Origin of the sequence: Confluentibacter flavum (assembly GCF_002843175.1) — a bacterium.
Classification (GTDB): Bacteria; Bacteroidota; Bacteroidia; order Flavobacteriales; family Flavobacteriaceae; genus Confluentibacter; species Confluentibacter flavum.
This window is the reverse complement of record NZ_PJEO01000015.1, coordinates 116,684-136,916: the sequence shown is the minus strand read 5'-3', so window position 1 is coordinate 136,916 and position 20,233 is coordinate 116,684. Positions and strand designations below refer to the sequence as shown.

The 20,233-nt window shown below is 32.5% G+C and carries 17 protein-coding genes; 12 read left to right on the top strand and 5 right to left on the bottom strand.

The window, feature by feature from the left end; translation table 11 throughout:
• Positions 1 to 201: 201 nt before the first annotated feature.
• The 4 genes from CSW08_RS05075 to CSW08_RS05060 all read left to right on the top strand — a co-directional run bounded on the left by CSW08_RS05075 (position 202) and on the right by CSW08_RS05060 (position 4,193).
• On the top strand, positions 202 to 843 hold the full coding sequence (locus tag CSW08_RS05075) for an ATP-binding cassette domain-containing protein (protein WP_106658829.1): 642 nt from the start codon (positions 202 to 204) through the stop codon (positions 841 to 843).
• Between the two features lie 111 nt (positions 844 to 954).
• On the top strand, positions 955 to 1,575 hold the full coding sequence (locus CSW08_RS05070; RefSeq protein ID WP_106658828.1) for a Pr6Pr family membrane protein: 621 nt from the start codon (positions 955 to 957) through the stop codon (positions 1,573 to 1,575).
• Positions 1,576 to 1,830: 255 nt separating this feature from the next.
• Positions 1,831 to 3,165, top strand: coding sequence for a hypothetical protein (locus tag CSW08_RS05065; protein WP_157831427.1), 1,335 nt, complete (start codon positions 1,831 to 1,833; stop codon positions 3,163 to 3,165).
• Between the two features lie 473 nt (positions 3,166 to 3,638).
• Positions 3,639 to 4,193: a hypothetical protein gene (locus CSW08_RS05060; protein ID WP_157831426.1), complete on the top strand. Its 555-nt coding sequence runs from the start codon at positions 3,639 to 3,641 to the stop codon at positions 4,191 to 4,193.
• 148 nt (positions 4,194 to 4,341) lie between these two features.
• Here CSW08_RS05060 and CSW08_RS05055 read toward each other — a convergent pair whose 3' ends face one another.
• The 4 genes from CSW08_RS05055 to CSW08_RS05040 all read right to left on the bottom strand — a co-directional run bounded on the left by CSW08_RS05055 (position 4,342) and on the right by CSW08_RS05040 (position 11,813).
• Complete coding sequence (locus tag CSW08_RS05055; RefSeq protein ID WP_106658825.1) at positions 4,342 to 6,894, bottom strand: adenosylcobalamin-dependent ribonucleoside-diphosphate reductase; 2,553 nt, start codon at positions 6,892 to 6,894, stop codon at positions 4,342 to 4,344.
• A 188-nt stretch (positions 6,895 to 7,082) separates the two neighbouring features.
• A complete protein-coding gene (locus CSW08_RS05050) occupies positions 7,083 to 8,042 on the bottom strand; it encodes a DUF3078 domain-containing protein (protein ID WP_106658824.1) in 960 nt (319 codons plus the stop codon).
• A 106-nt stretch (positions 8,043 to 8,148) separates the two neighbouring features.
• Positions 8,149 to 9,327: an AIR synthase related protein gene (locus CSW08_RS05045; RefSeq protein WP_106658823.1), complete on the bottom strand. Its 1,179-nt coding sequence runs from the start codon at positions 9,325 to 9,327 to the stop codon at positions 8,149 to 8,151.
• A 299-nt stretch (positions 9,328 to 9,626) separates the two neighbouring features.
• On the bottom strand, positions 9,627 to 11,813 hold the full coding sequence (locus CSW08_RS05040; RefSeq protein WP_106658822.1) for a glutamine synthetase III family protein: 2,187 nt from the start codon (positions 11,811 to 11,813) through the stop codon (positions 9,627 to 9,629).
• A gap of 291 nt (positions 11,814 to 12,104) precedes the next feature.
• Here CSW08_RS05040 and CSW08_RS05035 point away from each other — a divergent pair, with 291 nt between their 5' ends.
• On the top strand, positions 12,105 to 13,127 hold the full coding sequence (locus CSW08_RS05035; RefSeq protein WP_106658821.1) for a glutamine synthetase beta-grasp domain-containing protein: 1,023 nt from the start codon (positions 12,105 to 12,107) through the stop codon (positions 13,125 to 13,127).
• A 92-nt stretch (positions 13,128 to 13,219) separates the two neighbouring features.
• Here CSW08_RS05035 and CSW08_RS05030 read toward each other — a convergent pair whose 3' ends face one another.
• Entirely contained in the window at positions 13,220 to 14,170 is a 951-nt protein-coding gene (locus tag CSW08_RS05030; RefSeq protein ID WP_106658820.1) for a calcium/sodium antiporter, read from the bottom strand.
• A 149-nt stretch (positions 14,171 to 14,319) separates the two neighbouring features.
• On the opposite strand from CSW08_RS05030, the gene CSW08_RS05025 reads away from it, so the two are divergent.
• From CSW08_RS05025 to CSW08_RS04995, 7 genes are all read left to right on the top strand, one after another.
• Positions 14,320 to 14,679 carry a BlaI/MecI/CopY family transcriptional regulator gene (locus tag CSW08_RS05025; protein ID WP_106658819.1) on the top strand — a complete coding sequence of 120 codons (360 nt, stop codon included), beginning with the start codon at positions 14,320 to 14,322 and terminating at the stop codon, positions 14,677 to 14,679.
• 1 nt (position 14,680) lies between these two features.
• Positions 14,681 to 16,621, top strand: coding sequence for a M56 family metallopeptidase (locus CSW08_RS05020; protein WP_106658818.1), 1,941 nt, complete (start codon positions 14,681 to 14,683; stop codon positions 16,619 to 16,621).
• 638 nt (positions 16,622 to 17,259) lie between these two features.
• Positions 17,260 to 17,412, top strand: a complete 153-nt coding sequence (locus CSW08_RS05015) for an SsrA-binding protein (RefSeq protein WP_106658817.1) — start codon at positions 17,260 to 17,262, stop codon at positions 17,410 to 17,412.
• 270 nt (positions 17,413 to 17,682) lie between these two features.
• The gene (locus CSW08_RS05010) at positions 17,683 to 17,868 is read left to right on the top strand and encodes a CsbD family protein (protein ID WP_106658816.1); all 186 of its coding nucleotides are present in this window, start codon (positions 17,683 to 17,685) and stop codon (positions 17,866 to 17,868) included.
• Positions 17,869 to 17,987: 119 nt separating this feature from the next.
• A complete protein-coding gene (locus tag CSW08_RS05005; protein WP_106658815.1) occupies positions 17,988 to 19,100 on the top strand; it encodes an AI-2E family transporter in 1,113 nt (370 codons plus the stop codon).
• Between the two features lie 118 nt (positions 19,101 to 19,218).
• A complete protein-coding gene (locus CSW08_RS05000) occupies positions 19,219 to 19,782 on the top strand; it encodes a helix-turn-helix domain-containing protein (RefSeq protein ID WP_106658814.1) in 564 nt (187 codons plus the stop codon).
• A gap of 3 nt (positions 19,783 to 19,785) precedes the next feature.
• Entirely contained in the window at positions 19,786 to 20,232 is a 447-nt protein-coding gene (locus CSW08_RS04995; protein ID WP_106658813.1) for a response regulator, read from the top strand.
• Position 20,233 lies beyond the last annotated feature (1 nt).

Genomic DNA, 20,233 nt, shown 5'->3' with positions numbered 1-20,233 from the left:
TGGGAATTATATATCCCTTGTGATTTTAGGAAAAATATTCTTGATTCTTTTCTTGGCATATGTTGTTAATGAATCTTCTTTTAAGCAGAAACTCATATTCTATAAAAATTTAGGCATTTCTACCTTCAAACTTTTTTTCGTATTTTTTATTATCGATGCTATTTTAACTATGTCCATACTTTCAATTATAAAGGGATTTATATGACTTTAGAAATCGATAATGTAGAACTATTTTTTAAAGAAAAACGCATTTTAAATGGTATCTATTTAAAAGCTGAAACAGGACACATAACAGGTATTTTAGGAAGCAACGGTTGCGGAAAAAGCTGCTTATTAAAAATTATTTTTGGAGACTTAAATCCAAAATACAAATTAATACGAATCAACTCCAAACCCATTTTAAAACCCTTATATCAAACCAAATTAGTATCCTATTTACCGCAACATCATTTTATACCCAATAATCTAAACACAAAAACAGCTTTCAAACTCTTTAATGTGGATTGGATTGATTTTACCATCACATTTCCATCATTTGCTTTTTTTGAAAACTTAAAATTCCACAGACTTTCAGGTGGCGAACGTCGCGTTGTTGAAGTCTTTTTAATACTAAAATCTTCAAGTAAAATCATTTTGCTAGATGAACCCTTTTCTCATATAGCGCCATTGTATATTAAGAAAATAACTTCTTTAATTGAGACTGAAAAACATCAAAAAGCGATTATCATAACTGACCATATGTATCAACATATCGTGGATGTGTCGGACGCTATCTATCTTCTAAAAAATGGATGTTCCAAACTTATCAATAATCTAAAAAACTTGAGGATTATAAGTATCTAAGTATTGGTTCTATTGATCAAAAAAATAATTTTTCATTTTTGTCTTTTTCTAATTATGACTGTGTGAGAAAAAAAGTTAAATTGGTTTAACTGTCTTAAGAAAGATCTAAAAATGCAAAAAAAGATTGAATTTATAGGATTTTGCCTTGGATGGTTCGCTATCATCACACAGTTTATTTTGATTATTCAAAATAGTCAGACAGATCTTACTGAAACCATCATTCGCTTTTTTAGCTACTTTACCGTACTTACCAATATCTTGGTGGCACTGTATTTTACTTCTCGAATTTTAGGTTCTTTTAATAAACCATATGCTATACTCAATAAAAAAACCACATTGACTGCGCTTACGGCTTTTATATTTATTGTTGGCATTGTGTATCAATTTATATTGCGAAGTGTTTTGGAGTCAACAGGCATGAAACGCCTTATTGACGAATTGTTGCATACCATCATTCCTTTAAACATGCTTATTTATTGGTTTGTTTTTGATACAAAAGAAAAAATCAATTTCCGTAATGCAGCTATTTGGTTGTTATATCCTCTTTTTTATCTGCTTTTTATTTTAGTAAGGGGCCATTTTTCCAACCATTATCCATATCCTTTTTTAAATATCCCAGAGATTGGAATCAATAAGGTTGCTATAAATAGTATGCTTATCTTAATACTTATGGTATCTGTGATGGGTATTTTGATAGGTGTAAAAAATAGAAGAACAAAAATGAAGCAGTGAAAATTAGACGCTATTTATCTTTTAAAAAATGGCTGTTCTAAACTTATTAATCACTTAAAAGACCTTGAGGATTATAAATATGTAAGCATTGGCTCTATTGATTAAAAAAAATCAATACCCATTTTGTTTTTATGTTTGACTATGTGATAAAAAAGAATGAACTTCGTTTAATGTCTGATATGGAAAATTAAAACGATTCCATTGCGTTATATTGTGTACCGTATTGGGGCCCAACTCAACTTAAAAACAAATAAAATGACAAAAAAACTAATATTATTAGCATTCGCGGTACTCATATACTTTCCTGTAGTTGGACAAAACGAACAAAAAAATGACGCTGCAATCAGTGAACTAAATGCCCAGTTAGAAGCATTAACGAAGCTTTACAATTCTTTAAAGATCCAGCTTGATTTGACACAAGCTAATTTTGAAAAGAGTACTGCTTCTGTTAATTCTAAAGTTGAAAACGTGAATAAGGAAATAGACAGTAAATACAGTGATTTAACAAGCAGAGCTGACAATGTAGAGCAAAAGCTTAAAATAACTGATAAAGAAAAAGAAGAATTTTTAAAACAAAACATCATAAAGAATAAAGAAATTCTAGATAATTTTCATCATTATATCAAGTTTTATGGTGACAAATACAGCCAACTTGACGAGAAACTAACTAGTGAAGAATTGGCAGTAGAATTTAGAAAAATTATCAATCCCCAATCTGGTTCTTTAGGCTTTAAACTTTCTGATAAATTACAAGTGGCGTTATCAAAAAATTATAAAGACTTAATTGATAAAGTCATGAAAGATGGAAATAAAAAGAATGAAACTCAGTCTAAAGTATCCAATATTTTAAATACCGTTACATCAGTTTTAGATAATCCAATCGTAAATGATGTTACCGGAATATTACCTTTTGCTTCCACAATAAAAAGCATCATTGGAACAACTTCAGGATTAGTCTTGAGTGCTTTAGATCCAAAGGACATTAAAAATGAGTATAAAAACACACTAGTTGCAGAGATAAAAAACTCGCAAAGCCAAATATTAAATGAATTAAATCAGATTATATCATTCTACGACCATATGGCCAAGCTTGATAACGAATATCTTATGAGACTACAAAACATAAGGACCGACGTTGGGATTTTGGGAATAGAATTAAGGGAGTTTTGTTTGGGGCTTGAAACGCCTTTAAAAAAAATAGACCCAGCGTTCACCATAGACAATAATCTGACAACACGAGAAATAACCATTCAAATCTCCAATAAAATCGATTCAATTAAAGAAAATTCGGCATTAAACAAATCGCATCTTACAACAATTAGCAATATGACTTTTGAGATGAAAGTTAGGTCTAGGGATTTGTACAATCGCTACAGAGAAATTCAAGAATTAAAAATAATCGCCAATAATAAGTTTGTAGAAGATTTTAATAGAATAATAAAAGAAAATAGCATAACAACGTCTCCAGATGCCATTACTAAAAAACTATCGGATAAGAATACCGAATTAATTGACAAAATGAAAACAAACCACAAAATTGATAAGTCAGAGTTTGAAATACATCTTAATAAAATATACGAACTGAACTAAAAAAAAACGGCTCCCGATAACTGTGTAAGCATTGATTTTATTGATTAGAAATAATTTGTCATTTTGGGTTTTAAGTTTGATATTGTGGGAAAAAATAACGAAGTTTGTTTGGCCATCTATATCCTAATTAAGTAGGAAGCATATGTCACAAAGTATAGAAAAACTTAAAACTTTATTAGAATTAGCAGATATGTCCTTTGAGAATCAACGAAAAATCCTCGGCATACTCTATAACACAAATATATTGGTATTGTGTTCCAGGATTACTTCATCTACAATTTCAAACCTAGAATATAAATATAACATTGAAAAAGGAACACTGTCAAAAGCATCAAATAGAATTAAGAAAATAATTGAATCATTTAACTCAATATCAAATGATTCATAAGCGCCCGATACTATCCATCTTTTAAAAGTTCACAGATATTTTAAAAATACTATCGAATAAATAAATTAAAAATATACAGATAACTATGGAGGTAATATTTTTATTAATTGGCATACTAGGATTAGTAATGTTCTTTTTTGGAATGAAAACTCTAATCAAAAAATACAGAAGTAGAACTATAGCAGAATTAAATTTCACTGAAAATCCAAGTGAAATATATATTAAAAAAACGGGAACATATGCTGTTTGTATTATTGGTGGTGGTTATGCAAATAATAAAGGTGATTTTGATTTACACATAACAAACAATGGGAATAAATTAGATGTGCTTGAAAAACAAATGAAATTTAAATTCCGTCATAAAGGTAAATTAGCAACCGAATTTTATCATTTTGAGATTAAAAACATGGGGAAATATAAATTTGAGTTTAAAAATATTGCAGATTTAGAAGCTAAAGAATCAATGTTACTATCTAAAAGAATGTTCCAAAATACACTATCAGTTAATAATGTTGGAATAGTAATAAAAGAAACTTCATCAAATACAAAATTCATAATTGGATTACTGATGGCCGTTTTTGGATTTAATATTGCAGGCTTGGGTATAATTTTAGCTTTTAATCCTCAACTGTACATGTAAAAAAATTCGTTAACAGCGTTCATCTATCATTTAATCAAGATCACACATCTCGATGAAATGTCAAACCAGTACCCCAATCCTCCAATCCAAAAACAAAAGGAAGCCAATCAAAAATCAACTTCCTTTTTTCAATCCTTATTAAAAATAATTATCCACACTTAGAAGACCCACAATCTTTACAAGTTAAGCAGCCTTCTTGATAGATTAAGTTTTCCGATTTACAAGCATCGCACACCTGTCCTTTTACTTGGGTGCCATCTTCAACAAAGCGCTTTAAAGCACGGACCACACCGTTTTTCCACGTATTAATAGATTCGCTGTCCAGTTGCAAACTATTAATTAAATCGACAATTTTATCGATGGGCATCCCATGACGAAGCGTACTGGAAATGAGTTTGGCATAGTTCCAATACTCTGGATTAAATTTATGAGATAAGCCTTCAATGGTGGTTTTATAACCTCTTATGTTTTTATATTGAAAGTCGTATCGGGAGGTGCCATCTTCGTTTCGGTTTTTTATAATAACGCCTTCATTTACCCAACGTGGTATTAAAATACCATCTTCATCATCGGCTAAACCAGTGAAAATTTCATAAGGCTTGCCATCAATCAAGCCAATAAACGCAATCCATTTTTCCTTATTGTTTTGAAAACGAACCACATCGGCTTCCAAACTCTCTGGACGCTTTCTAGGAAATGGTGTTAATATATTTTGATTTTTATCTTCTTTATCGTCATTGGCGATTAACACGCCCGAACGCGAACCATCCCTATAAACGGTAACGCCTTTGCAACCGACTTCCCAAGCTTTTAAATATAGGTCACCAACCAACTCTTCAGTCGCATCGCTTGGTAAATTGATGGTCACGCTGATGGAATGATCTACCCATTTTTGAATAGCACCTTGCATGCGGACTTTACTTAACCAATCCACATCATTGGACGTTGCTTTGTGATAGGGTGATTTTTTAATTAATTTGTTTATTTCTTTTTGGGAATAATTTACGGACGTGTCCATACCATTTACTTCCATCCATTGTTTAAAACGCTGATGAAACACCACATATTCTTCCCAAGAATCGCCTACTTCATCAACAAAATCAATACGAGCTTCCTTATCACCTGGGTTTACTTTTCGTCTTCGCTTATAAACTGGTAAAAACACGGGTTCTATACCAGAGGTTGTTTGCGTCATTAAACTGGTTGTTCCTGTGGGGGCAATGGTTAATAAGGCGATGTTTCGTCTGCCATATTCCATCATGTCGTAATACAATTTATTATCTGCTTCTTTCAATCGTTGGATAAAGGGATTATTTTGTTCGCGTTCTGAATCATAAACCAAAAACGCACCACGCTCTTTCGCCAAATGCACAGAGCCTCTATATGCTTCAATGGCTATGGTTTTATGGACTTCCAAAGAAAACGCATTGCCAGCTTCACTACCATATTGAATACCTAATCCGGCTAACATATCACCTTCGGCAGTAATGCCAATACCGGTCCGTCTGCCTTCTTGGGCTTTCTTTTTGATGTTAATCCATAAATTTCGCTCAGTTGCTTTTACTTCATCTACTTCTGGGTCTTCATCTATTTTAAGAAGAATAGCATCAATTTTTTCCAATTCTAAATCGATGATATCGTCCATAATACGTTGAGCCGCTTTTATGTGCTTTTTAAATAACTCGAAATCAAAACTAGCTTCTTTTGTAAACGGATGATCTACATACGAAAACAAATTGATTGCCAATAAACGACAAGAATCATAAGGGCACAACGGAATTTCACCACACGGGTTGGTGGAGACGGTTTTATAACCTAAATCGGCATAACAATCAGGAATGGACTCGTTGATAATGGTATCCCAAAACAAGATACCAGGCTCGGCAGATTTCCAAGCGTTGTGGACTATTTTTTTCCATAAAGCAGTAGCCTCAATGGTTTTAGATATTTTGGGCTGACTACTAAAAATGGGATATTTTTGGGTATATTCTGTACCGTTTTTAACGGCTTCCATAAAGGCATCATCTATTCTAACGGATACATTGGCACCAGTCACTTTGCCTTGTTCCAATTTCGCATTGATAAAATCTTCTGAATCGGGATGATTGATAGACACCGATAGCATCAAAGCCCCTCGCCGACCATCTTGGGCGACTTCCCTTGTAGAATTTGAATACCGCTCCATAAAAGGAACAATGCCCGTAGAAGTCAAAGCCGAATTGTTGACCGCTGATCCTTTGGGACGAATATGCGATAAATCGTGACCAACACCACCACGGCGTTTCATGAGCTGTACCTGCTCTTGGTCAATTTTCATAACGCCACCATACGAATCGGAATTACCAGAATTCCCGATAACAAAACAATTTGAAAGTGAGGCTATTTGATACGGATTACCAATACCTGCCATGGGGCTGCCCTGGGGAACGATATACTTAAAGTCTTTAATTAAATCGAAAATCTCATCTTCCGTTAAGGGATTGGTATATTTTTTTTCAACCCTGGCCAGTTCTTTTGCGATACGACGGTGCATATCGTTTGGCGTTAACTCGTAAATATTCCCTTGGGAATCCTTTAAGGCATATTTATTTAACCAAACACGAGCAGCTAGGTCGTCATTTTTAAAATAGGTTAATGAAGCTTTAAAGGCTTCATCTTGCGTGTACGTTTTAAGCGGAGTTTTGGTGACGTTTAGATTCATTATATTATTTTGAATTTAGGTTGTTTTGCAGGAACCATAAAGTAACAACATAAATTAAACTTAATACATGATAAATATCATAAAGTTATCAAGACACAACTGTTAATAATCTTATTTTCAATGTTTTAAATTTTTATTAACATTAAAAAGTTAACAAATTTTTTAAATAACAAAAAAGAAAACACATTTTAAAAATCGACCGCAAAGCCAATCCCTAAAAATTGTTTCCATTGAACTTTAGCACCAGCTTCATCAAATTCCCCTTCAATAGCAGAAGGCACGGTTGTTTTTACATCATCATCATACCTAATATGGGATTCGAATGTTGCTCTCACAAAACTGTTCACCTTAAAATCGAAGTTCAACCGCCAATCAACATCTACATTACCAAAATTATTTATATAGTCCGAATATAGACTCAGAGAGTTTGTTGCAACAACGTTTTGAGCAACTTCCATTTGATAACTATTTGTAACCAAAATACCCGCTTCTGTTCTTTTATTCTTCCCTGGCCTAATAACATTTCCATCTACATCAAAAACGGCAGGAATTACACCAAACTTGCCTGCATTTGCTAAATCATCATCCAATACAAATGTGGCTTTTAGAGTCAGAGGTGATAAATAAAAAGACAATTCATCAATATTGCGCCCATATTCCATACCGCCTCCAAAAAACAAATAGCCCGGCGCCATAAACTTCGATATAGGCTTATCTATATTGGGATATTGATACCCTTCGGCAAATTGGGTATTAAAATTAAATCGAGCTGAATAAAACCAATTTGATTTTTCGTCTGGACTAAATCCGAAACTCGAATTTATCTCCAATAAATCCGTCGTTTTTCTCGCCTCCCTTCCTTGCTGGCTATTTACACCATAACCTGCGACAAGATTGTTCCTCCAAAAAAAATACTTATCAGAATAATTATAAGAAAATTGATAGCCTATTAATGCGGATATGGAGTTGCTACCTCCAGCATTCCAATTCACAAAGGCGACTTCATTTAAGTCTACACTGAACTTATTCTTTAGAATCCATTCTGGTCCTTTTTCTTTTTCCTCTTTATCTTTTAAAAATAGTGAATCTGGTTGCGCCATTGAGAAGTTAAAAAGGGCGCAAAATAGAATAAAAAAAATATTCTTCATGTTTAGGCTATGAATCTTTTGTCTACTGAAACAGACATTAAAGCTTAATTTAAAAATTATTGTTTTTGAAAAAACCGCCCCGCTTTTTTAGGGCACTAATCAGAATTTAATAACTAAACTCCCCAAACTCACTTTTTATTGTAAGCTTTTTAATTTTTGAAGCTTCCACACGACCTATAATTTTAGCATCCACGTTAAAGGATTTGGAGACGGAAATAATATCGTTAGCGACTTCTGCCGAAACATATAATTCCATTCTATGTCCGCAATTAAAAACCTGATACATTTCTTTCCAATCGGTTTTAGAATGCTGTTGAATGAGTTTAAACAATGGTGGCACCGAGAACATATTGTCTTTTATAATATGAAACTGGTCTATAAAATGAAGTATTTTAGTTTGCGCACCTCCAGAACAGTGAACCATGCCATGAATAACATCGCTATTGTATTTTGATAAGATTTTCTTGATAATGGGCGCATAGGTTCTGGTTGGTGATAATACCAATTTACCTGCATCGATAGGTGAATCTGTAACGGCATCAGTTAATTTCATTTGTCCAGAATATACTAAATCCTCAGGGACTGATGCATCAAAACTTTCCGGATATTTTTGCGCTAAGTATTTGCTGAACACATCATGTCGAGCCGATGTTAGGCCATTACTCCCCATACCTCCATTATAAGAGGTCTCGTAAGTGGCTTGTCCAAAACTTTCAAGGCCAACAATAACATCGCCTGCTTTGATGTTAGCGTTATCAATCACATCACTTCGTTTCATTCTAGCAGTTACTGTAGAATCCACAATAATGGTTCGAACCAAATCACCCACATCGGCCGTTTCCCCGCCGGTGGAATGTATGGTAACACCAAACGTTTTTAATTCTGAAATCAACGCTTCAGTCCCATTAATAATTGCCGAAATAACCTCACCAGGAATTAGGTTTTTATTTCTGCCAATGGTTGAAGAAAGCATGATATTATCGGTAGCACCGACACATAATAAATCATCGATATTCATAATCAACGCATCTTGAGCAATGCCTTTCCAAACAGAAATATCGCCGGTTTCTTTCCAATACATATACGCTAAGGATGATTTTGTTCCCGCACCATCAGCATGCATAATCAAGCAGTAGTTGTCATCGTTAGTTAAATAATCGGGAACGATTTTGCAGAATGCTTTTGGGAATAATCCTTTATCAATATTTTTTATGGCATTATGAACATCTTCTTTTGACGCCGAAACACCTCGCCCTGCATAACGCTTACTTACTTCTTGACTCATAATATGGTATTGAGCTGCAAATTTAATTTTTTGAATTAAAAAATCCCGCTTTTTACAGCGGGATTTTCTAAATAAAAAATTTCTTGAAACAGACTATCCTCGAGGCAGAGCCATAGAGATATTTCGCCTGTTTCATTTTGACCTCGGAGCCAAAAACCGAAATTTTTATATTTCACCTCACCCAGAACTGCCTTTTGGGCAGTTCTGACCTCTCCAAAGGAGAGGTGAATTGGACACGAGCAAAGCGAACTGGCGAAGCAAACCCCGAGGCAGAGCCATCGGGGAATTATTTAGATTAACTATCTAGTAAACATGAGTTCCCTATATTTTGTTAATGGCCAAATTTCATCATCAACAAGCAATTCCAATTTATCACAATTATAACGGATATCATCAAACAAGGGCTTCACATTAAAACAATAAGCGTTCGCTTTCTCTTCGATATCTTGCATACCATTCGCTTTCTTGCGTTCATTGGTCATTTTCGTCACATTTGCATTGATGCTCTCGATGTGGATTGAAATTTCTTCGATTAATACCAATTGTTCTTTCGCCAACTTCTTGTAGCTTCCTTCAAAAATATCTTTTAATCCTCTTACGTTGTCAATTAAGATATTCTGATATTTAACCGCTGTAGGCACTACGTGATTACGGGCTATATCACCTAAAACCCGACTTTCAATTTGAACGTGGTTGATGTAATCTTCCATTTCGACCTCATAACGAGCCTCCATTTCTATTTTACTCATTACTTCCATTTCTTCAAATAAAGCGATCGTTTTCTTGGAAATTTTAGCTTTTAAAGCTTCTGGAGTTGTTTTGTTGTTGCTTAAACCTCTCTTTTTTGCCTCTTTTTCCCAAGCTTCACTATAACCATTACCTTCAAATAAAATGTTTTTTAATCCTTTTATGTATTCCCGTAGGATATTGAAAATGGCCTCGTCTTTCTTTAGGTCTTTGTCGACTATAAGCGCATCTACTTCAACTTTAAAATCCTTCAATTGTTTTGCAACAATCGTATTTAAAACAGTCATAGGGTTGGCACAATTTGCTTGCGAACCTACCGCCCTAAACTCAAATTTATTTCCTGTAAACGCAAAAGGTGATGTTCTGTTTCTATCTGTATTATCTAATAATACATCAGGTATTTTTCCAATTACATTCAGCTTTAGATCTGTTTTTTCTTCTGGAGAAAGTTTCCCTTTCGTAACACCTTCCAGATCTTCAAGAACTTTTGTTAATTGCTCTCCTATAAATACCGAAATGATGGCAGGGGGCGCTTCATTGGCTCCTAACCTGTGGTCATTCCCAGCAGATGCAATGGTCGCTCTTAAAAGCTCCTCGTTATCATGAACCGCTTTAATGGTATTTACAAAAAAGGTCAGAAATTGAAGATTGCTCATGGGTGTTTTACCTGGCCCTAAAAGATTTATCCCAGTATCTGTGGATAACGACCAATTATTATGTTTCCCCGAACCATTAACACCAGCAAATGGTTTTTCATGTAACAACACTTTAAAATTGTGTCTAGAAGCCACACGCCCCATGACATCCATTAATAATGAATTGTGATCGACGGCCAAATTAGCTTCTTCATAAATGGGGGCTAACTCAAATTGATTGGGAGCCACTTCATTATGACGTGTTTTTACGGGAATACCTAAATACATACATTCAACCTCTAAATCGCGCATAAAATTTAAAGCTCTATTAGGAATAGAACCAAAATAATGATCATCTAATTGTTGTCCTTTTGCTGAAGAATGTCCCAATAATGTTCTACCTGTTAACGTGATATCTTGACGACTGGCCACCAAGGCTTTGTCAATTAAAAAATATTCTTGCTCCCAGCCCAGCGACGAGGTCACTTTTCTAACATTTTTATCAAAATATTTACATACCTCGGTGGCGGCACTATCAATCGCTTGCAATGCCCTTAACAAAGGGGTTTTATAATCTAAAGCCTCACCGGTGTAAGCCACAAATATGGTTGGAATACAAAGCGTTTTTCCATAAATAAATGCAGGAGATGTAGGATCCCAAGCTGTGTAACCCCTTGCTTCAAACGTATTTCTAATACCCCCACTTGGAAAACTAGAAGCATCCGGTTCTTGCTGTACTAACTGGCTTCCGCCAAACTTCTCAACAGATGCATTATCTCCAATGGTTTCAAAAAAGGCATCATGCTTTTCTGCGGTCGCTCCGGTTAAAGGCTGAAACCAATGTGTATAGTGGGTAACCCCTTTAGATAATGCCCAATCACGCATGGAAGACGCTACTTGATCGGCAATGTTTCTATCAATTTTTTTCCCATGTTTTACAGCATTCATAACGCCCTTAAAAGCATCTTTTGTTAAATATTGACGCATGGAATTTTCGTTGAAAACATTTTTACCAAATATATCTGAACGACGTTCTTTCTCTTCTACCAAAATTGGTCTATTTGCAAGAGATTCTTTAATAGCGTGAAATCTTAATGTTGACATAGTTTTAAAGTATTAATTTATATTTTAAAGCATTAAACGTAACTACAAAAATAGGCATCAAGGTCCGTAATAAATAATTAAAATAGATATTTTCTTATTTTATTAAAAACACTCTGTTAACATTTTTATAATATAAATTTAAAATAATAGGGTTTTTTTAAAATATACCATAAAAAAATAGGGTTTAAATAAAAATAACATAGCACTTCGTTAAAACCACCCTGTAAAATGGTCAGTATAACTTAAAAAATTATATTTGTGTCAATATCTAATAACTACAAAATAATTATTATGGCAAAAATTAAATTAGAATACATTTGGTTAGACGGTTATTTTCCGACTCAGAATATGAGAAGTAAAACCAAAGTGGAAGAGCATGAAAACTTTAAAGGAACGCTTGAAGAAATAGGAAACTGGTCTTTTGACGGATCCTCAACACGACAAGCAGAAGGCGGATCTTCTGATTGTACTTTAGTTCCTGTTGCAATTTACCCTGATCCTGAACGTGTAAATGGTTGGTTAGTAATGACTGAAGTATACAATGCTGATGGAACACCTCATGAATCTAACGGTAGAGCAACTATTGATGATGCTGATGATGATTTCTGGTTTGGTTTTGAGCAAGAATATTTTATAATGGATACGGCTACTGGATTACCATTAGGTTTCCCAATTAACGGATATCCAAAACCACAAGGTATGTATTACTGTTCTGTTGGTGGTTTAAACACACACGGTAGGGATTTAGTTGAAGAACATGCCGATTTATGTATCCAAGCTGGTCTAAATTTTGAAGGTATTAACCAAGAAGTTGCTTGTGGACAATGGGAATTTCAATTGTTTGCTAAAGGGGCAAAATTAGCAGGTGACGAATTATGGATTGCTAGATATTTATTAGACAGACTTACAGAAAAATATGGCTATTATATAGAATACCACCCAAAACCACTTGGAAAAGATATGGATTGGAATGGTTCTGGTATGCACGCTAATTTTTCTAACTCAATATTAAGAACTTGTGGATCTAGAGAAATTTACGAAAAAATATGTGAAGCATTCCGACCTGTTGTAGAAGAACATATTGAAGTTTATGGTGAATTTAATGACCAACGATTAACTGGAAAACACGAAACAGCTTCTATTCATGATTTCTCTTATGGGATTTCTGACCGTGGCGCCTCTATCCGTATCCCATTAATTACAGTAAATAAAGGCTGGAAAGGTTGGTTGGAAGATAGACGTCCAGCTTCTAATGGTGACCCATACAAAATTGCAGCTAGAATTGTAAAAACTGTAAAATCTGCTAAAGTATAATCAGTTTTAAAAATAGAATTTTGTTCATAATAAAGAAGGCTTACAGTAAAATGTAGGTCTTCTTTATTTTTTAAACAGACCTAATTATAGTATTAAGAAGTAAAAATTAGAAACATAAAAACACCATAAACTGCAACCAATAATAATCCTTTAAGTTTAGTGATTTCAAATTTTTTAGGAATAAAAACCAATGGTAACAATACAAACGCGAAGGCAAGCATCCAAAAAATGTCTCTGTTAAGAATCAATGGCTCTGTAACAGGAATTGGAGTAATCATAGCCGTTAAACCTAAAACAGAGGCAATATTAAATATATTGGAGCCTATTAAGTTCCCCAAAGAAATGGCTTTTTCCTTTTTGGCTGCTGCAATAACAGATGCCGCCAACTCTGGCACACTCGTTCCAATAGCTATTAAAGACACCCCAATAACTGCTTCACTTACTCCAATAGACAACGCAATGTCTTTAGCGCCTTGTACTAGCCATTCACTACCAAAATACAATGAAGCAGCACCTATAAGCAACCAAATAATTATTTTAAAATTAGACACAACAGATAATAATTCATCCACTTCTTCAGCTAACTCAGCTTCCTCATACTTTTTGGACATTTTTATTAATACTACTAAAAAAAGTATGATACCTATAAATAATATACCACCTTCTATAAAAGACAACATGTTATCATTATATAAAAAATAATACAACACTAAAGAAAAGAGCATCATGACGGGCCAATTAAGCTTGTAGAACGATTTATCTACCGCAATGGGACTCACTAAAGCTGTAATACCTAAAACCAATCCAATATTGGCAATATTAGATCCTATAACATTATTTATCGCAATGGCTGGCGAACCAGATAATGCCGCTTGAAGACTTACCAATAGTTCTGGTGCAGAAGTTGCAAACGACACGATTGTCATACCAATAACCATCTTTGAAATGTTGAACTTAAATGACAGCGCCACAGATGACCTAACTAGGAACTCACCTCCTATTACCAACAACACTAACCCAAGAATAACCAAAAGAATGCTCATAAGTAATTTTTTTACGAAGATAAATTAAAGTGAAAAGTCTAAAGTGAAAAGTGAAAAGTTTTTTAAAAAACTAAAAATTTCGTTAAATAACTACACAAATAGTTGTATAACTACTAAAATAGTTATATGTTTGTTTAAATTAATTAGACATGGAAAAGCTAACAAATAAAGAAGAAGAAATCATGCATATTTTATGGAAACTGGAAAAAGGTTTTGTAAAAGATGTCATGGCAGAAATAAAGGAAGACAAACCACATTACAACACCTTATCTACCATCATCAGGAATTTGGAAGAGAAAGGTTATGTGTCTTATAAAGCTTATGGGAAAACCCATGAATACTACCCTATTGTTAGTAAGGAAACCTATAGAAAAGGATTTATGAATACGGCTATTGATAATTATTTCAATAACTCTTATAAAAATATGGTGTCGTTTTTTGCTAAGGAGGAAAAGATTAGTGTAGAAGAACTTAAGGAAATTATTGCATTAATAGAAAACAAAAAATAGCATGGAATATTTATTAAAAGTCACGGCGGTTGTCACCATATTTTACATCATCTATAAATTGTTTTTACAGCGAGATACCTTTTTTGAATCGAACCGATGGTTTTTAATAATCGGTCCTATATCGTCGTTGCTGATTCCGTTTTTGGTCATTCCTGTTTATATAGACTACACACCTATATCGTTTACAGATATCAGGGTAACCGAACAACTTTCAACTGAAACCATTGAAAAACCCTTTAATATTTTAGATTATTTACCACTTATTTATGCCCTGGGTGTTTTGTTTTTTTTAGGACGCTTATTCATTCAATTATTGTCATTAATAAGGATAATCTATAACAATAAAGGCATTAAAAAAGATCGTTTTATTTTTATAGAAACTCAAAACAATACCTCCCCGTTTTCCTTTTTTAAATGGATTGTTTACAATCCTGAAAAATTCAACCAAACCGAACTAGAACATATTATTGAACATGAAAAAACACATGCCAAACAATACCATTCCGTAGATATTTTAATAACCCAATTATTCTGTGTTGTGCTTTGGTTCAATCCGTTTATGTGGTTTTATAACAAGGATTTAAAACAAAACCTAGAGTTTATTGCAGACAAACGTACTTTAAACCAATACAACTGCGCAAAAAGTTACCAATACACCTTACTTAAAACAAGCATGCCATCTCATCAAATGGCTTTAAGCAATCATTTTTATAATTCATTAATCAAAAAACGAATCGTTATGTTACACAAATCAAAATCAAAAAAAATCAATCAATTAAAGTATGCATTAGTAATTCCTGTTTTGGCTCTATTCTTAATGGGTTTTAATACGGAAGAGGTTTATGTTGAAAAAACAAATACTAATAAAAATGATTTAATTCCAAATAGTAAACAAACATTAAATAATCCTTTCACATTTTACATTATGGATGGCACTACTGATGAACAGTTTACTCAAATAAAATCAGATCTAAGAAGTAAAGGCTACACCTTTGAAATCAGCAATTTAAAAAGAACGAAAGATGGTTTGATTACCTCAATAGATTTATCTATAAGTAATGAATCAAAAAATGCCAACTTTAATACTAGCTCTGTTATTCCCATAAAACCAATTAAAATAGAACTTGACAGTTCAAATAATTCCATCAATATTGGCAATACATCCGAAAAAATTGTCATGGGATTTTCCTCCAAAGAAAAGGCAGCCGCTTATAAAAAAACTAAAACTATCAAAAATTTATTTTCTGATAGTGTTGACGGAGCTCCATTATTTATAGTTGACGGAAAACAAATTACCGAAGAAGAAGCAGAAAAGTTGTCTAGTGACAATGTGCAAGCCGTTAATGTATTAAAAGACGAAAATGCCACTAAAAAATACGGTGATAAAGGCAAAAATGGTGTTATTGAAATTACTACCAAGTGGGAAACCAACTTTATAGTAGGTAAAACGTTTGATGCCGAAGCAACAGAGGATACCTTAAATAGAATCCGTATAAGAGGTATAGGTGAAACCCCGCTATATATAATAAACGGAAAAGAAGTTACTGAAGATATAGTTAAAGCATTAAATCCAGACAACATTGAAAGTGTTAACGTACTAAAAGATGAAAAACACACAAAAATATACGGTGACAAAGGCAAAAATGGTGTTGTTGAGATTACTTTGAAAGAATCTATCAAACTCAATTCTGATATAAAAGTAACTGGATATGCTACTAAACTTGATTCTACAACTACAATCAGAATTGGACATAAATTGGATATAGGAAAAGATAAACATCCTCTGATTCTCGTTGATGGCAAAGAATTACCTCAAGAAGAATTTGAAAAGCTAAACCCTGACACCGTTGAATCCATGACCGTTTTAAAAGATGAGACTGCCACAAAAAAATACGGCAAAAAAGGCAAAAACGGTTTTATAGAAATCACGACCAAAAAGTAAATTGCTAGCTATTTTATCATTTTTAAGCACTACTTTTGGGAGTGCTTTTTTATTTCAAAATATTATAATTCCTCATTGTCATGCTAAACTTGTTTCAGCATCTCAGCATCCCATCTTTTTTCGAGATCAAAGACTTTATCAATGAGACCCTGAAACAAGTTCAGGGTGACACATATTTCTTAATAAATTAGAGATTCAAAACAACCAAAATTCCAAAAAAGTATCTTTTTACAGGTTTTAGCATCTACGATTTTTAAAAACACCTCCAAAACACCCTACAATTATTACAATTTAAAACAGAAAACATAATTATTGGTTAATATTTTAAACAAAAATGAAGGGCGTAATATTAAATATGATATTAATATTGTTTTTTATGTTACATATTTATATGCAAATTCATCGATTTATATAAAATCATGAAGTACAAACATTGTTAAATATATATCTTCAAAATTCAATTGAATATCAAACTCTAATTATTAACTGTAAAACCTAAAATTATGATCACACTTGTCGAACTTGTAATTGAATTAATAATTAAAATTATAATTTCAATTATATTCTAAACCAAAAACAAGTAAAACTTAGTCTAGAATAAGTTTTACTATTTTTGTTTTCTAAGAAGGATTTTAAAAATGAAAAAACAAGTATTCAAGATTTTAGCAACAATCAACAAACTAGTTTTACCCAGTTATTCTAAAAAACAATTAGACCTCGCTAAAGCCAATAAACTACAAATGGCCATCATTGGCTGGAGGTATTATATAACCAAAAATGCCCTAGACTAATTTTCTTGTAATATTTTAAAGCACGTTTTATTGGCATTCATAAAATTATATAACATTCTCAAAAAATTCTGTAACCCATAACCTCATCACTATTTTAACTTTGTACCAAGATATATACTTAAGAGTACAGGCACAATTTTGGTTACTAAAATTGCAATTGATAAAAAGGGTATAACCTAGGTAGTAAAAATTTATCTAAGAACATAATATTTAGCTTGGACTCCCTGTAATATATCAACAATTATAATTTAACATTTTAAAACTTTAAATATGAACACGACCGAATTGAAAGGAAATTGGAAAGAATTAAAAGGTAAATTAAAACAAAAATATGCCACATTAACAGATGATGATTTGCTAATGGCAGAAGGAAAAGAAGAAGAAACCCTTGGAAAAATTCAAGAGAAAATAGGAAAATCCAAAGAAGAATTGCATAAGATAATCTCAGATTTGTAATATTATAAATATCTGCCCGAAAGCTACTTTTAATTCTATATTAATTTTGGTTGGTTGGTTAGAGAATTACTATTATGGTTAGTAAGGCAGATTTATAAATTTATTTTTATCTTAACCAAATGAATCCTAAAAATACAAACTACCACCCTCTTTTTGGGTTACTTACCCTCATTACAATTGTATTTGTACTGTATATACTAAAACCGCTTATAATGCCCATTTTATACGCCATTATATTAGCGGTTATGATATATCCCGTTCAAGGGTTTTTAGAACACAAATGGCGATTTCACCGCTTATTTGCTACCATATGTTCCCTCCTTATTATTTTTTTTGCTACAACCCTTATTGGAACTCTAATATATTTTCAATTAAATAGCATAAGTAATAATGGTGAAGATTACACAAAAAACATATCCGAAATTTATTACAATTTCATAGAATTTCTTCAAAGAACTTTTAATATGAACAGCAGGGACCCGTTGTTCTCTAGAGACTTAAAAATTGAGAATGTCTTAAAAGGTAACTTTGATAAAATTGGCGAATTTATAACACAATCTGGATCTTTAATCAGTAATCTTGTTTTAATTCCCATTTACCTATTTTTCTTTTTGTATTACAGAAGTTTTTTTAGAACTTTCTATTACAAGGTGTTTAGACACAAATCAAAGGATTTTTTAAACATAATGATTGGAAAAATCTATAATATTCAACAAAACTATTTATTAGGATTAATTAAAGTAATATTTATAGTTGGCATATTAAATACCATAGGATTGCTTATTTTAGGAATTGATCATGCCTTCTTTTTTGGTTTTTTTGCAGCCATTTTATTATTAATACCATATGTTGGTATATTAATTGGTTCCATAATTCCAGCTGTTGTTGCCCTAGCAACCAAAGATAGTGCTTGGTACGCATTTGGAGTTGTTGCTATATTTATGTTTATACAATTTTTAGAAGGCAACTTTATAACGCCTAAAATAACCGGTTCTAAAGTGAGCATTAATGCTTTTATTGCCATACTTTCATTTATTGTTTTTTCAATGCTTTGGGGCATTGCTGGAATGATTGTGGCATTACCTATTACAGCAACCTTAAAAATAATTTTTGATAATTCGCCTGGATATGAAGCATACGGATTTTTAATAGGTGACCCTGTTAATAAACACCTCCGTACCAGGGCAAAAAGCAGATTAAAAAAATGGAGGGAAATAAGAAGTAAAAACTAATATTTAAAGTTAATTTTGGAAAATACGACTTTAAAATGTTTAAACACCATAAACGTTTTAAATATCTTATACAAATTTGTTCATAATTAGTTTTAAATTTACAAGACAAATATTTCTTATGAAATTACATTTAAAGTTTGATTTTAATGCCATATGTAGAAAAGTCTTAAATGAAAAATTACTGGAACACAATATAAAACATAAAATTGTTGGTTTTGGTGAGGTTAAGCTTTTAGAAAAGGTATCGGCTGATAGACTAGAACGTTTTTCTAATGATTTAACTGCGTATTCCATTGAAATTGTTGAAAATCAAAAAAGCATATTGGTACAAAAAATAAAAGATACCATAACGGATATGGTATTTAATAATGACACCCCTACCAATTTAAAAGCCTCCGCTTATTTATCAGATACTTTAGGGCATAGCTATGGCTATCTGTCCAATTTGTTTTCTGAAGTCACATACACTTCCATTGAAAATTTTATTATTCTTCAAAAAATAGAATATACCAAACAGCTAATAATAAATGAAAACTTAAATTTAACTGAGATTGCATTTAAACTCAATTATTCCAGTGTGGCTCATTTAAGCACTCAGTTTAAAAACACTACAGGCATTACTCCGTCTGCTTTTCAGCGAATTATTACCAAAAGACGTGAGTTAAAGAGTCAAACCAACTAAATTATGCATGAAGATTACATAAATATAATATTGGCAGACGATGATGAGGATGATCGTTTGTTTTTTTCTGATGCCTTTGACGAACTAAAAATAACCACACGGGTAAAAACGTTTAACGATGGTGTTTATTTAATGGATTATTTGAATTCAGAAGGCACCGTGCTTCCAAATGTATTGTTTTTAGATTTAAATATGCCCAGAAAATCTGGATTAGAGTGCTTACAAGAAATGAAGAAAAATGATAAATTTAAAGATATAGCTATTGCTATTTATTCAACATCAGCATCAGAAGAAGATATTGAAAAAACTTTTGTTATGGGAGCAAACATCTATATTAAAAAGCCCAACGACTTTAAAACGCTCAAAAAAGTATTGGAAGAGGTTGTTACCATAAATTGGCAGTACTATACAAATGGTTTGAATAAGGATAATTTCCTTCTAAGATTATAAA